The sequence below is a fragment of the Rhodococcus wratislaviensis genome (assembly GCF_900455735.1).
In the GTDB taxonomy this organism is placed as follows: domain Bacteria; phylum Actinomycetota; class Actinomycetes; order Mycobacteriales; family Mycobacteriaceae; genus Rhodococcus_F; species Rhodococcus_F wratislaviensis.
Genome location: NZ_UAUI01000010.1, coordinates 74443 through 87793, shown reverse-complemented (window position 1 = coordinate 87793; position 13351 = coordinate 74443). Strand labels below are relative to the sequence as shown.

12 protein-coding genes are annotated in these 13351 nt (G+C 69.0%); 9 read left to right on the top strand and 3 right to left on the bottom strand.

The features are described from left to right. Nucleotides 1-27: 27 nt before the first annotated feature. From DTA22_RS13540 to DTA22_RS13530, 3 genes are read right to left on the bottom strand one after another with little or no spacing between them, the layout of a single operon-like run. Nucleotides 28-840, bottom strand: a complete 813-nt coding sequence (locus tag DTA22_RS13540; RefSeq protein ID WP_112299735.1) for a carotenoid biosynthesis protein — start codon at nt 838-840, stop codon at nt 28-30. Further along, nucleotides 837-2411, bottom strand: coding sequence for a phytoene desaturase family protein (locus DTA22_RS13535; protein WP_112299734.1), 1575 nt, complete (start codon nt 2409-2411; stop codon nt 837-839). Before DTA22_RS13535 ends, DTA22_RS13540 begins: the two co-directional genes overlap by 4 nt. Continuing rightward, nucleotides 2408-3019: a GNAT family N-acetyltransferase gene (locus tag DTA22_RS13530; RefSeq protein WP_112299733.1), complete on the bottom strand. Its 612-nt coding sequence runs from the start codon at nt 3017-3019 to the stop codon at nt 2408-2410. Before DTA22_RS13530 ends, DTA22_RS13535 begins: the two co-directional genes overlap by 4 nt. Before the next feature lie 173 nt (nt 3020-3192). On the opposite strand from DTA22_RS13530, the gene DTA22_RS13525 reads away from it, so the two are divergent. The 9 genes from DTA22_RS13525 (at nt 3193) to mraY (ending at nt 13347) form a co-directional block, all read left to right on the top strand. After that, nucleotides 3193-3657: an SAV_6107 family HEPN domain-containing protein gene (locus tag DTA22_RS13525; RefSeq protein ID WP_245973470.1), complete on the top strand. Its 465-nt coding sequence runs from the start codon at nt 3193-3195 to the stop codon at nt 3655-3657. 232 nt (nt 3658-3889) lie between these two features. Next, nucleotides 3890-4318: a DUF3040 domain-containing protein gene (locus tag DTA22_RS13520; protein ID WP_037226637.1), complete on the top strand. Its 429-nt coding sequence runs from the start codon at nt 3890-3892 to the stop codon at nt 4316-4318. A 493-nt stretch (nt 4319-4811) separates the two neighbouring features. Beyond that, nucleotides 4812-5243, top strand: coding sequence for a division/cell wall cluster transcriptional repressor MraZ (gene mraZ / locus DTA22_RS13515; RefSeq protein ID WP_005247637.1), 432 nt, complete (start codon nt 4812-4814; stop codon nt 5241-5243). 196 nt (nt 5244-5439) lie between these two features. Then, a complete protein-coding gene (rsmH, locus tag DTA22_RS13510) occupies nt 5440-6456 on the top strand; it encodes a 16S rRNA (cytosine(1402)-N(4))-methyltransferase RsmH (protein ID WP_112299731.1) in 1017 nt (338 codons plus the stop codon). Further along, entirely contained in the window at nt 6453-7130 is a 678-nt protein-coding gene (locus tag DTA22_RS13505) for a hypothetical protein (protein ID WP_112299730.1), read from the top strand. The genes rsmH and DTA22_RS13505 overlap by 4 nt, the downstream gene beginning before the upstream one ends. After that, a complete protein-coding gene (locus tag DTA22_RS13500) occupies nt 7127-8977 on the top strand; it encodes a peptidoglycan D,D-transpeptidase FtsI family protein (RefSeq protein WP_037226642.1) in 1851 nt (616 codons plus the stop codon). The genes DTA22_RS13505 and DTA22_RS13500 overlap by 4 nt, the downstream gene beginning before the upstream one ends. 169 nt (nt 8978-9146) lie before the next feature. Further along, nucleotides 9147-10760 (top strand): UDP-N-acetylmuramoyl-L-alanyl-D-glutamate--2,6-diaminopimelate ligase, encoded by a 1614-nt coding sequence (locus tag DTA22_RS13495; protein ID WP_037226643.1) that lies wholly within the window; start codon nt 9147-9149, stop codon nt 10758-10760. After that, nucleotides 10757-12271, top strand: coding sequence for a UDP-N-acetylmuramoyl-tripeptide--D-alanyl-D-alanine ligase (locus tag DTA22_RS13490; RefSeq protein WP_112299729.1), 1515 nt, complete (start codon nt 10757-10759; stop codon nt 12269-12271). Before DTA22_RS13495 ends, DTA22_RS13490 begins: the two co-directional genes overlap by 4 nt. Further along, nucleotides 12268-13347, top strand: a complete 1080-nt coding sequence (mraY, locus tag DTA22_RS13485) for a phospho-N-acetylmuramoyl-pentapeptide-transferase (protein WP_005247625.1) — start codon at nt 12268-12270, stop codon at nt 13345-13347. Before DTA22_RS13490 ends, mraY begins: the two co-directional genes overlap by 4 nt. Nucleotides 13348-13351: the final 4 nt, after the last annotated feature.

Here is a 13351-nt window from a genome sequence, read left to right as displayed (position 1 = left end):
GTATCGTGCCAGGGGAGTGGATCGGTGTCAGGCGTGAGGGTGCGTGTCGTGGGTCCCGGGTCGCCGGGCGCGCGGCCGAAGCAGCGACACGAGCAGCGGAACTCCCAGGATTCCCATCGCCAACCACCCGTAGATCGCGGAATACCGCAACTCAGGTGCGCCGAGGAACACCGAGTGGGCCAGCGCCGAACCGAGCCACGTCCACAGGAACAACCCGATCGGGACACCGTCAGGGTGCCGCGCCCCGGCGTCGAATCGACGGTCGATCCGGTCCACGGCGACGGCCATCACGGCCGCGACGACGAACCACCCGGCGTAGTTCGTCAGCGGAATGTGCTCGATACCGGGCAGGCCGGCTTCGGCGACACACCAGCGCCACTGCCCGTCCGCGACCATCTGCGGGTCGAGGTACAGGTCCCAGCCGACGACACCGATCGTCGTCAGCGCGATCCGCGTCAGCCGTCGACGCGGGCCGCGCGCGAGCACGGACGCCACGCACCACACCGGATAGAACCCGGCCGTCCAGGCGAACGGCACCACCAGAGGAACCCCCGCGAGAGCAGGCCCGAGCCGGTCGACGCTGTAGTCGTAGCAGCCGTAGGGGAAGCCGGTGGCCGTGCCGGCGACCTCGGAGCACAGACCGAGCCCCGCGGTGACGAGCACCAGTCCCACCGTCCAGCGGGCACCCCGGGTCACGGCCGCGTGGGTGACGGACGCCGCGGCGAGCAGCGCGACCACGAGCACGGTGACGACGTCGCGGGTCCCGCCGTGCACCAGCGGGTAGACGATCTGCGCCGCGATCGCCGCGCCCGCGAGAAACAGGGGCAGGCGGGAGGTCATCGCCGTCGCCGCAGGCGTCCCAGGCCCCGGCGGTCGTCGTGGAGCGCGATGCGCGCGGCGCTCCGGCCGCTCGCGCCGGACACCCCACCGCCCGGGTGGGTCGAGGCGCCGGTGAGGTACAGGCGGTCGGCGCCCGGAACCCGGTGCCCCGAGAGCTCGGGAAGGGGACGCCACATCATCATCTGGTCGAGCGACATCTCGACGTGCATGACGTTGCCGCCGAGCAACCCCATCTCGGCTTCGAGGTCCTGCGGTGACTGCACGTGCCGGTCGAGGACGGACTCACCGAAACCGGGTGCCAGCGCGTCGATCTCCGCGACGATCCGATCGGCCTCCGGCCCGGCGAGGTCGCTCCAGTGCCGGCCGCCGGTCAGCCGATACGGCTGCCACTGCGACCACAGGGTCACCTGGTGCCTCCCCTCCGGTGCGATGGTGGGGTCGAGGCCACTGAAGCTCATTCCCAGCACCGCCGGCCGCGGTGGGAGTTCCCCGGCGAGCGCCGCGCCGTGCGCGAGCCGCAGGTGCGCGCGATCCGAGACCAGCAGCTGGAGGCCGTGAGTGACCGAGGCGTCGGGCGCACTCGGATAGTCGGGGAGGGCGTCGGTGGCCAGCCGCACCACCATCCCGATACCCGGGCCGACGCGGATGCGGCGACGCCACCGGTCGAGGGTCTGCGCGTCGTACCCACCGCGCTCGAGCAGGCCGAGGGTGGTCAGCACGTGACACCCCGCGATCACCGCCCGTGAGCGGATCTCCCGGCCGGACGACGTCCGCGTCGTCCAGGAGTCGCCGTCGCGGCTCAGGGATACCACCGAGTCGCCGAGCGAGACGGTCCCCGAGTCGGCCCGCAGCCGCGCGGCGAGAGCCGCGGTCAGGGCTCCGCTGCCGCCGACGGCGCGGCCGGGCGGAACGGTGTGCATCAGGGCCGCGAATCCGACCATCGGCGCCGTCCCCGGCTCCGACATCGGCGGGCCGGACTGGGCGCCGAACCACGCGAGGGCGGCCTTCAGACGCTCGTCGTCGAAGTACTCGTCGAGCAGTGCGTCGCCCGAACCGAGGAACTGCCGGGACAGGTCGCTGCCGCCGCCGCCCGTGTCGAGCCCCCAGAACGACGAGAGCAGCGCGGGACCGGTCGGCGGTTTCGAGAACGCGCGCATGACGCGTGCGCTGCGCGGACCCCACACCGACACGAACCGGCGGTACGCGTCGGCATCGGCGGCGCCGCAGGACTCCTCGATGGACCGGCACGTCTGTTCGAGGCTGCGGCGGAACACGATCCCCGGCCGATCCGTACCCGTGGGGGCGGGGGCGAACGCCCACGGATCGCAGTCGAGGTACCGCAGGCCGTGCGCGCCGAGGTCGAGTTCCTCGACGATCCCTGTGTGGCGGACCATGATGTGCGCGGACGACCCGCGATCGACCTTGTACCCGGGGAAGCGTTCCACCGTGGACACCGCGCCGCCGAGCACGGTGTCGCGTTCGATCACCTCGACCGACCACCCGGACCGCGCGAGGTAACACGCCGACACGAGGGCGTTGTGCCCCGACCCCACCACCACGGCGTCGATCACAGGGGAAGCCCGCGTCCCAGCACGGCGAATGGCCGGTTGTCCCCGGCGAACCGGAAGTGGCGCAGGACATCTCTGAAGCCGAGGCGCCGGTACAGCCGCCACGCGCGGTTGTCCTCGTCCGCCACTTCCGGGGTGGAGAGCAGCACCCCGCGTTCCGGCCTGCGTGCGAGGAGGCGGAGCAGCAGGGTCTCGCCGAGCCGGTGTCCCTGGGCGTCCGGGTGGACGTGGAGTTCGGTGAGTTCGAAATAGTTGCCGAGGATCACGTCGATCTGGTCCCGGGTCCATCCCGTGTGGCGCAGGCCGGAACGGACCTGCTGATGCCACCACTGTTCGGGCGCCCCGCGGTAGCCGTAGGCGACGGCGACGAGGCGGTCGGCCGCGTTGTCGGCGGATCCGTCACCGGCCGGGACGAGCGCGCCGACGCCACGCCACCCCGATCGCTGCAGGTGCTCGTTCCACATCGGCGCCCGGTGGTATTCGGTGCCGTGGGGATAGCCCATGGCGGCGACGTAGATCGACAGCGCCTCGTGCAGGCGGTCGCGGAACTCGGCGGCCGAGAGTTCGACCACGAGCGGAGTCTGGTCAGCGTTCGTGTCGACCGGTCTCACCTTTCTCTTGACGACGTGTCGGTGGGTCCAGCTATATTGAATAGGTCGAACGCATGTTCGATAGCGGGGATCCGGCGATGCTCGAGGGAAGCGAGCATCGCCGGCCCCCGAACTCACGACCTGACTACGCCCGGCGGGGTGGTTGCACCGGGGTTTTGGAGGTGTTCGAAGTGATGACGAATCCGGTCACGGGACCGACCTCTGGGAACTCGCGCCGACCGGGTGACGTACGCAACCCGGCGTCCAGGCGGGGTTCGGTGCTGCTCGATCGCGCCGACGCGCTCCTCGCGCAATCGGTGGGGGCCGGTGGGCCGGCGGATCGATTCCACAGTGCGTATCTGGCCGCACTCCGCGGCGCGGGCGCAGTGCTGGCCGCCGTCGAGGGGGCTGCGGCGGGGAGCAGACGGACACGAACGCGTAACGCCTGGGTTCTCATGGCCGACGCGGCGCCGGAATTCGTGAACTGGGCCGACTACTTCGCCGGTCACTCGGCCACCCGCGCCGCGATCGAGGCGGGAATGTCGCGAACCCTCACCGATCTCGAGGCCGACGAGTTCTTCGTCGAGGTCGGGCGCTTTCTCCAGGCCGTCGAAGATCACATCGGACGTGGCGCAGGTCTCGATCTGCGGGCGTCGTAGCCGGCGACGGACCGGAAACGGCGGGAAAACGGTGAGGCGACCGCGACATTGCGGTGCCCCGAACGGGGTTCGGTGCGGGAGTCCGTAAGGTTGGCAGGGAACTCGTACGTGGAGTAGGTGGTACGGGGATCGAACTGCTCGTATTATTAAATCTAGGTAGCCGCCAAAGTCGGTTACCCACCGTCTCGCACCGTGAGGCGGTGGCCAACACTCCAGTGCCGGGGGAGGTACCGTGCCACTCTCCGAGCACGAGCAGCGCATGCTCGACCAGATCGAGAGCGCTCTCTACGCCGAGGATCCCAAGTTCGCCTCCACTGTGCGAGGCGGTCGCATGCGTGCGGCATCGAGTCGTCGTCGATTGCAGGCGGTGGCCCTGTTCGTTCTGGGGCTGGTCCTGCTGATCGCCGGCGTCGCCCTTCCGATCAAGCCGGGCGGTTTCCCCGTCATCAGCCTGATCGGCTTCATCGTCATGTTCGGTGCCGGAGTCCTCCTCCTGTGGGGTGGAGGAAAGAGCAAGTCCGGACAGTCCTCTCGTGGTGGCTCGACCACGCAAGGTGACACCGGCCGTGCCGAACGCGGTAAGCCCCGAAGCGGGCGCAAGAGTGGCGGATTCTCGTCGCGAATGGAAGACCGCTTCAAGAAGAGATTCGAGCAGGAGTAGTACGACCCGCTCAGTAGCACCAGTGGCGGCGTGGCATGTGATGTCACGCCGCCACTGCTGTGTCCGGGCCCGGTGCGGGGACGCCCGGGTGCGGTAGGCCAGGGTCGATCCGGTGGGGCCAGTGAACGCTTCCGCCCACGAATCCCCACCCGCACCCACCCCGTTTCCCCACTTTCCCCCCTCCGCTCCGCGATGAACCGCGAGGAGGGGGCGTCGCCCCCTCGCGTTGCGCTCTCACCTGGGCTTTTGGTGCATCTTGCGACGGTGTGCGGCAGAACCCGATCGGACGGTCCCGTGTCGGTGATCACGTCGGGAATTTTCCCCCACCTCCTTCAATAAGCGTTGACCAGCAAGTATTGGGCAAATTGCGAGACAACACGCCGTTATCCACCTTGTGGGTGGGGGAAAGTGGGGTACTGTGGTGCGCAGCGGGGAGCGAAGGTGAACCGCCCGGGCATACGGCGTTCGATATGAACGCGGTGGGAGGTGTCGAGTGTTTCTCGGTACCTACACGCCGAAGCTCGACGACAAAGGGCGGCTCACGTTGCCCGCAAAGTTCCGGGATGCGCTGGCGGGAGGGTTGATGGTCACCAAGGGTCAGGATCACAGCCTCGCGGTGTATCCCCGGGAAGAGTTCACCGCTCTCGCACGCAAGGCCGCGGCCGCGTCGAGAAGCGATCCGGAGGCGCGAGCCTTCGTTCGCGGACTGGCGGCAGGTACCGACGAGCAGCACGCAGATGCCCAGGGGCGCATCACCCTCTCGGCAGATCACCGTCGTTACGCGGGTCTCTCCAAGGACTGCGTAGTGATCGGTTCGGTCGATTTCCTCGAGATCTGGGATGCGCAAGCCTGGCAGACCTACGTCGAGGCGAACGAGGAGAACTACTCGCAGGCAACAGGAGTCGCGCTCGGCGAGATCGTCTGAGCGTGACCGCGCCCCCGCGAATGCCGCGAGGCCTCTGTCCGACGGAACCCTGACGCACTTCCCCAGCGCCAGGTTTTCATTTCGGGCAGGGACCTCGAAGCATTCGCCACGGCAACTGGCCGACAAGAGAAGTTCGAGCAGTGAACCCCGGCATCGGGCACTTCACCCGCACCACAGAGCAGGAGCCGGAGGGATCATGGTGGATCACGAGGGGGAAGATTCCTCGCCCGCCGATGGTTTCGGTCACATTCCGGTCTTGCTTCACCGCGCAGACGAACTGCTGGGCCCTGCCCTCACCGTGAACGACCCGCAGGGCGGGGGAGCCGTCATGATCGACGCGACCCTCGGTCTCGGCGGACATTCCGAGCACTTCCTGCGGACGTACCCCCAGCTGCGACTCATCGCCCTCGACCGTGATCCGCATGCGCTCGAGATCGCCGGTGGCCGGCTCGCGCCGTTCGCCGATCGCATCACGTTCGTGCACACCCGTTACGACGGCATCGAGGACGCGCTCACCGAGGCGGGCCTCCCCGCGCAGGAATCGGTGCACGGGATCCTCTTCGACCTCGGTGTCTCCTCGATGCAGCTCGACGAATCGGATCGGGGGTTCGCGTACTCGATCGACGCGCCCCTCGACATGCGGATGGACCCGACCACCGGCATCACCGCGGCCGAGGTCCTCAACACGTACAGCCACGGCGATCTCGCCCGCATCCTCAGCACGTACGGCGAGGAGCGCTTCGCAGGCAAGATCGCGTCGGAGATCGTCCGGCAGCGCGCGAAGGAGCCGTTCACCACCAGCGCAGCGCTGGTCGAACTGCTGTACCGCACCATTCCTGCGGCGACCCGCCGTACCGGGGGACATCCCGCCAAGCGGACGTTCCAGGCCCTTCGAGTGGAGGTCAACGGCGAGCTCGATTCACTGCGCGCCGCGGTCCCGGCTGCACTCGACGCGTTGACCGTCGGGGGACGCGTCGTGTTCATGTCGTACCAATCCCTGGAAGACCGGGTCGTCAAGCAGGAAATCACTCCCAGGTCGAAGTCGAAGAGCCCCGAGGGGCTTCCTGTCGAATTACCGGGGATGGGACCGGAGTTCCGGATCCTCACACGAGGGGCGGAGCGGGCGTCCGAACAGGAAGTCGTAGAGAACCCACGATCAGCCCCGGTGCGGTTGCGCGCTGCAGAAAGAATTGCCAGGAGGTCGGCGGCATGACGGTTCAGGTGAGTTCCACCGAGATGCGGCCCGCACGGGCGGCCAACCGGACGGGCGCGGCTGAGCGGGCGTACAAGAAGCGCACCCAGCGCGCGGCCGTGCACAGTGGGTCCGCGATCGCCGTCTCCGGCAAGAACCGCACCGGCACGCTCACCGCCCGCATTCCGTTCGTGGCGACGATCCTCGTTCTGCTCGCCATGGGCCTGGCCATGACACTGCTGCTGACGACCCGGTCCGCCGAGGACTCGTACCAGCTGAGCGCCGCCCGCGCCCACAACCAGTCGCTGGCGGAGGAGAAGGCGGCGCTCCAGCGTGACGTCGAGACCGCCAACTCGGCCCCGAAACTGGCGGAGGAAGCCGCCAAGCTCGGCATGGTGCCCGCCAACGATCCCGCTCGACTCGTCGTCCACCCCGACGGCAGCGTCGAGGTCGTCGGAAAGCCGGCCCCGGCGTCGGGTGCCCCCGTGCCGCCGCTGGACGTCGCCGCCCCGCCCACCCAGCGCGGCAACGCCGTCGCGACCGCCCCGAACCGAGGGACGACGACGCCGTCGCCGCGCGCCACGCCACAGCCCGGCAATGGCACGGAGATCCAAGCGCAGGGTGAACAATTGGTTCCCGTGATCCCCTCGGCCGCCGCTCCGACGACTGCTCCACCGTCCGGCGGTCGCCGGTGAGTCGAAGCGCACCGAGAAGTCGTCCCCGGCGCCCCAAGGGCGCCGGTACGGCGTCCTTTCCGTTCAGACAACGGTACGGACGCCTGGTGATGTTCTTGGCGCTCGGCCTCGCGGCCGCGCAGCTTCTGTGGATCCAGGTCATCGACGCACCACAACTGTCCGCGGAAGCGGCGAACCAGCGCACCACCACCGAGGTGGATCCGGCGCTGCGCGGATCGATCACCGACCGCAACGCCAACCCCATCGCATTCACGATGGAGGCGAAGGCCCTGACGTTCCAGCCCGCACGGGTCCGGAAGGAACTCGAGGAGGCGAAGGCCAAGAGCGACACCGCCCCCGACGTAGACTCCCGTCTCGACGCGATCGCGAAGGAGATCCACGACCGGCTCGGCGACGCCGCACCGGAGAAGGATCTGAAGGAGAAACTGCACGGCGACGACACGTTCGTCTATCTCGCGCGCAGCGTCGACCCCAACATCGCCGCACAGATCAGCGACAAGTTCCCGGAGGTCGGACTCGAACGCCAGGACATCCGCGAGTACCCCGGCGGATCCCTCGCCGCCAACCTCGTCGGCGCCACCGGCTGGGACGGTCACGGACTGCTCGGCCTCGAGGACTCGCTCGACTCCACTCTCGCAGGCACCGACGGCTCCCAGACCTACGACCGGGGCTCCGACGGCGCGGTGATTCCCGGCAGCTGGCGTGACAAGCAACCGGCGGTGGACGGGTCGAGCGTCGAACTCACCATCGACTCCGACCTGCAGTACTACGTCCAGCAGCAGGTGCAGATGGCCAAGGACAAGTCCGGTGCGAAGGACGCGTCGGCGGTCGTACTCGACTCCCACACCGGCGAGGTGCTCGCGATGTCGAACGACAGCACGTTCAATCCGGCGATCGGGGTGGGCAACAATCCGCGGACCGTGGAGATGGGCAACCTGTCGGTGAGCACGCCGTTCGAACCGGGCTCCGTCAACAAGATCGTCACCGCGGCGGCCGCGATCGAGTACGGGCTGACCACACCGGACGAAGTTCTCGAGGTCCCCGGCAACATTCAGATGTCGGGTGTGTCGGTGAAAGACGCGTGGGACCACGGGGTCGCCCCGTACACCGCCACGGGTGTGTTCGGTAAGTCCTCGAATGTCGGCACCCTGATGCTCGCCCAGCGCGTGGGGGAGGACCGCTACGCGGACATGCTGTCCAGGTTCGGCCTCGGCCAGCGCACCGACGTCGGGCTACCCGGTGAGAGCGCCGGCAGCGTCCCCAGCCGCGACCAGTGGTCGGGGGGCACGTTCGCGAACCTGCCGATCGGTCAGGGCCTGTCGATGACGCTGCTGCAGATGACCGGCATGTACCAGGCGATCGCCAACGACGGTGTCCGCATCCCGCCGCGCATCGTCAAGGCGACGGTCGACGCGTCCGGGAACCGGACGGAGACCGAGGCGCCCGAGGAGGTGACGGTCGTCAGCCCCCAGACCGCGTCCACGGTTCGCGACATGTTCCGGTCCGTCACCCAGAACGACACGGGCAACCAGCGAGGCACCGGGGTGCAGGCCGCCGTCGACGGGTATCAGATCAGCGGCAAGACGGGTACCGCCCAGCAGGTCGATCCCGCCTGCAAGTGCTACTCGAACTCGAACTACTGGATCACGTTCGCCGGGATCGCCCCGGCCGACAATCCGCGGTACGTCGTCGGAATCATGCTCAATGCGCCGACACGCAGCGCGGACGGCACAGGCGGCCAGTCCGCGGCACCGCTGTTCCACAACATCGCGTCCTGGATGCTGCAACGCGACAGCGTGCCGATGTCCCCGGACCCCGGACGCAGGCTGGTGCTGCAGGCCGATTGAGCGAAGGTCGGCCGAATCGGGTTCCGAGAGCTGTCGCGGTAATCTGACACGTCGGCCGTTCAGTGGACACGGACTTTTCCGTGGACGCACGGAACTGCCGAGGTAGCACGCTGTATCGATCCGTGCACTATGCCGTTGTCAGTGAGAGTCGACATCCGAGAGGAGCCCGGTGCCTGTTCCGTCCCGCCCGCAGTCGGCGTCAGTGGAGGTGAAGGTCACAGACAGCCTTCGCCCCGCCCAGCCGGTCCGTACCACGGTGAGCGCTCTGGCAGCGCTCGCCGGAGCGAGGGTCGAGGCACCCACCGGAACCGCCGAGCACGTGATCGTCACCGGGGTGGATCTCCGCGCCCAGGGGATCATCGAGGGCGATCTGTTCGCGGCCCTCCCCGGGGCCCGCGCGCACGGCGCGGCATTCGCCGCCGACGCTCTCGCACGCGGCGCGACCGCGATCCTCACCGACGAGGCCGGATTCGCGCTGGTATCCGCGCTGGGCTCCGACATGCCGGTGCTCGTCCACGACGACCCCCGCGGCGTCCTCGGTGAGCTGTCGGCCACCATCTATGGTCGACCCTCGGAGAAGATGCAGGTCATCGGCATCACCGGGACGTCGGGGAAGACCACGACCTCGTATCTCGTCGAAGCCGCCCTCACCGCCGCGGGGCGGACGACGGGCCTCGTGGGCACCATCGAGACCCGGATGAGTGGCCGCCGGGTGCCGAGCGCGCTGACGACCCCCGAGGCGCCGCAGCTCCACGCCCTGTTCGCCGTGATGCTCGAGCAGGGGATCGACACCGTCGTCATGGAGGTGTCCAGCCACGCGCTGTCGCTCGGCCGTGTCGACGGGGTCCGCTTCGATGTGGGCGCGTTCACGAACCTCTCCCAGGACCACCTGGACTTCCACCGCGACTTCGAGGACTATTTCGCCGCCAAGGCACGGCTCTTCGCGGCCGATTCGTCCGTCCACGCCCAGCACGCCGTCATCTGCGTCGACGACGTGTGGGGGCAGCGGATGGCCGACGTCGCCCGCGGCGCGCACTCGATGGTGACGACCGTCGCCACCACGCCGGAGAGCGAGGGCGCGGTGTGGACGGCAGGCCCGGCGACGGTGTCGCCCTCGGGCTCGCAGACCTTCGCGCTCACCACCGCCGAGGGCACGACGCTCGACGTGGAGCTCCGTCTGCCGGGGCAGTACAACGTCGCCAACGCGTCCCTCGCCGTCGCGCTGTGCGCGGCGCTGGGTGTCGATCCGCGCGACGCCGCCCGGGGCATCGCCGGGGTCGACGTGCCGGGCCGGGTGCAGCGGATCGACCGGGGGCAGGATTTCCTCGCCGTCGTCGACTACGCGCACAAGCCCGCAGCGGTCGAGGCCGTGATCGCGACGCTGCGCGAGCAGGTACGCGGTCGCGTCGCCGTCGTCGTGGGTGCGGGCGGCGATCGCGACGCAGGAAAGCGGCCACTGATGGGCGCCGCGGCAGCCCGCGGAGCCGACCTGCTGATCATCACGGACGACAACCCCCGCACCGAGGATCCGGCGAAGATCAGGGCCGCGGTCCGCGAGGGCGCTCTCGGGGTGCCCGAATCCGAGCGGGGACAGGTGTGGGAAGTAGCGGACCGAGCGAAGGCGATCGCCGACGCCGTCGGCTGGGCGCAGGCAGGCGACGTGGTTCTGGTCGCAGGCAAGGGACACGAGATCGGTCAGGAGATACACGGGGTGAAGTACCCATTTGACGACCGCGACGTACTGGGCGACGCGATCGAGCGACAGGTCGGAGGAGCGCGATGATTCCGATGACACTCGCTCGCATCGCCGAGATCGTGGGTGGCGAACTGCACGACGTCGCCGACCCGTCGGCCGAGGTGACGGGAACGGTCGAGTTCGACTCGCGGAAGGTCACCGCCGGGGGACTGTTCCTGGCACTGCCCGGCGCCCGCGTCGACGGCCACGATCACGCGGCCTCGGCAGTCGAGGCCGGCGCGGTCGCGGTCCTGGCGGCGCGCCCGGTCGGCGTCCCCGCCGTCGTCGTCACCCCGACACCGAGCGACATCCCGAGCAAGGCGATGGCACTCGAGCACGACACCGACGGATCGGGCGCCGCCGTGCTCGCGGCCCTCGCGAAGCTCGCGCGCGCCTCCGTCGACGACCTCACCGCGAAGGGGCTCACCGTCGTCGGCGTCACCGGATCGGCGGGGAAGACGTCGACGAAGGATCTGCTCGCCGCCGTCCTGCGCCCCCTCGGCCCCGTCGTCGCGCCGCCCGGATCGTTCAACAACGAACTGGGCCACCCGTGGACCGCGCTCCGCGCGGACGCGGACACGGGATTCCTGGTTCTGGAGATGTCGGCCCGCGACCGCGGCCACATCGCCTCCCTCGCGAACATTGCGCCCCCGAAGATCGGGGTCGTCCTCAACGTGGGAACGGCGCACCTCGGCGAATTCGGTTCGCGTGAGGCGATCGCCGTCGCCAAGGGTGAGCTCGCGGAGTCGCTGCCCCCGGCGGACGAGGGTGGCGTCGCGATCCTCAACGCAGACGATCCGCTGGTGGCGGCCATGGCCCCGCGCACGTCGGCCCGGGTGGTCCTCGTCGGTCGGTCGGAGTCCGCGCACGTGCGGGCCACCGACATCGTGCTCGACGAGAAGGCAAGGGCGCGTTTCACTCTCACGGCGCCGGCGGGCAGTGTCGCCGTCGAGCTCGCCGTACACGGCGAACACCAGGTCGGCAACGCGCTCGCCGCGGCGGCGGTGGCGCTCGAATGCGGGGCGGACCTCGAGCAGATCGCGCAGGCTCTCTCCGGTGCCGCCGCGGTCTCGGCGCGCCGGATGGACGTCCGCGACCGGCCGGACGGTGTGACCGTCGTCAACGATTCGTACAACGCGAACCCCGACTCGATGCGGGCGGCTCTGAAGGCGCTGGTGTCGATGGCCAGGACGGGCCGGGGGGCGGCGCGCCGGAGTTGGGCGGTGCTCGGAGAAATGGCCGAGCTGGGTCCAGAATCAGTGGTCGAACACGACGCCATCGGCAGATTCGCGGTCCGGCTGGACGTGAGCAGGCTGATCATCGTCGGAACCGGCAGGCCCGCCCGCGCCATGCACCAGGGTGCGGTCATGGAAGGTTCGTGGGGTGAGGAGTCGATCCTCGTCCCCGACATCGCCGGTGCGGTCGCATTGCTCGAAGCGGAACTGGCGCCGGGTGACCTGGTGCTGGTCAAGGCGTCGCAGTCCATCGGATTGTGGGAGGTTGCGGACACGGTGTTGGCGGGAAGCACGGGACAGAAGGGTTCGGAGGCTACGCGGTGAGACAGATCCTCTTCGCGGCGGGCATCGCGCTCGCCGTCTCGATTCTGCTGACCCCCGTTCTCATCAAGGCCTTCTCCCGTCAGGGGTTCGGCCAGGAGATCCGTGTCGAAGGTCCGGCGAGCCACCAGTCGAAGCGCGGCACCCCGACGATGGGTGGCGTCGCCATCCTCGCCGGACTGTGGGCCGGCTACTGGGGTTCTCACCTGATCGGCATCGGCTACAACGCGGACGGGCCGTCGGCTTCGGGACTGCTGGTTCTCGGTCTCACGACGGCGCTCGGCGGGGTCGGGTTCCTCGACGACTTCATCAAGATCCGCAAGCAGCGCAACCTCGGTCTGAACAAGACCGCGAAGCTCGTCGGACAGCTCATCGCGGCAGTGGCGTTCGGCATTCTCGCGCTGCAGTTCCGGGGCGCGAACGACCTCACCCCCGGCAGTGAGCACCTGTCGTACGTGCGTGACATCGCCACGGTCACGATGGGCTCCGTCGTGTTCGTCGCGTTCTGCTATCTGCTGGTGAGCGCGTGGTCGAACGCGGTCAATCTCACCGACGGACTCGACGGTCTCGCTGCCGGTTCCATGAGCCTGGTGCTGGGCGCGTACGTGATCATCACGTTCTGGCAGTACCGCAACGCGTGCGAGACGAGCCCCGGCAAGGGCTGCTACGACGTCCGCGATCCGCTCGACCTGGCCCTGATCTGCGCGGCCGGTGCCGGTGCATGCATCGGGTTCCTGTGGTGGAACGCGGCGCCCGCCAAGATCTTCATGGGCGACACCGGTTCGCTGGCACTCGGCGGCATGCTCGCCGGACTGTCGATCACAACGCGCACCGAACTGCTGATGGTCGTGATCGGCGCGCTGTTCGTCGCCGAGGCGGCATCGGTGGTGATTCAGGTCGCGGTGTTCCGGTCGAGCCGAAGACGGGTGTTCCGGATGGCTCCGTTCCACCACCACTTCGAACTCGCCGGGTGGGCGGAAACCACGGTGATCATCCGGTTCTGGTTGCTGGCCGCCATCGCCTCCGCGATCGGGCTCGCGCTGTTCTACAGCGAGTACCTGGCAGCGATCGGGGGCTGACGAC

Bases quoted from the DNA above. Each gene is read 5' to 3' on its own strand.
- DTA22_RS13490 (WP_112299729.1), top strand. From the start codon at position 10,757: ATGATTCCGATGACACTCGCTCGCATCGCCGAGATCGTGGGTGGCGAA.
- DTA22_RS13540 (WP_112299735.1), bottom strand. From the start codon at position 840: ATGACCTCCCGCCTGCCCCTGTTTCTCGCGGGCGCGGCGATCGCGGCG.
- rsmH (WP_112299731.1), top strand. From the start codon at position 5,440: ATGGTGGATCACGAGGGGGAAGATTCCTCGCCCGCCGATGGTTTCGGT.
- DTA22_RS13525 (WP_245973470.1), top strand. From the start codon at position 3,193: ATGACGAATCCGGTCACGGGACCGACCTCTGGGAACTCGCGCCGACCG.
- DTA22_RS13505 (WP_112299730.1), top strand. From the start codon at position 6,453: ATGACGGTTCAGGTGAGTTCCACCGAGATGCGGCCCGCACGGGCGGCC.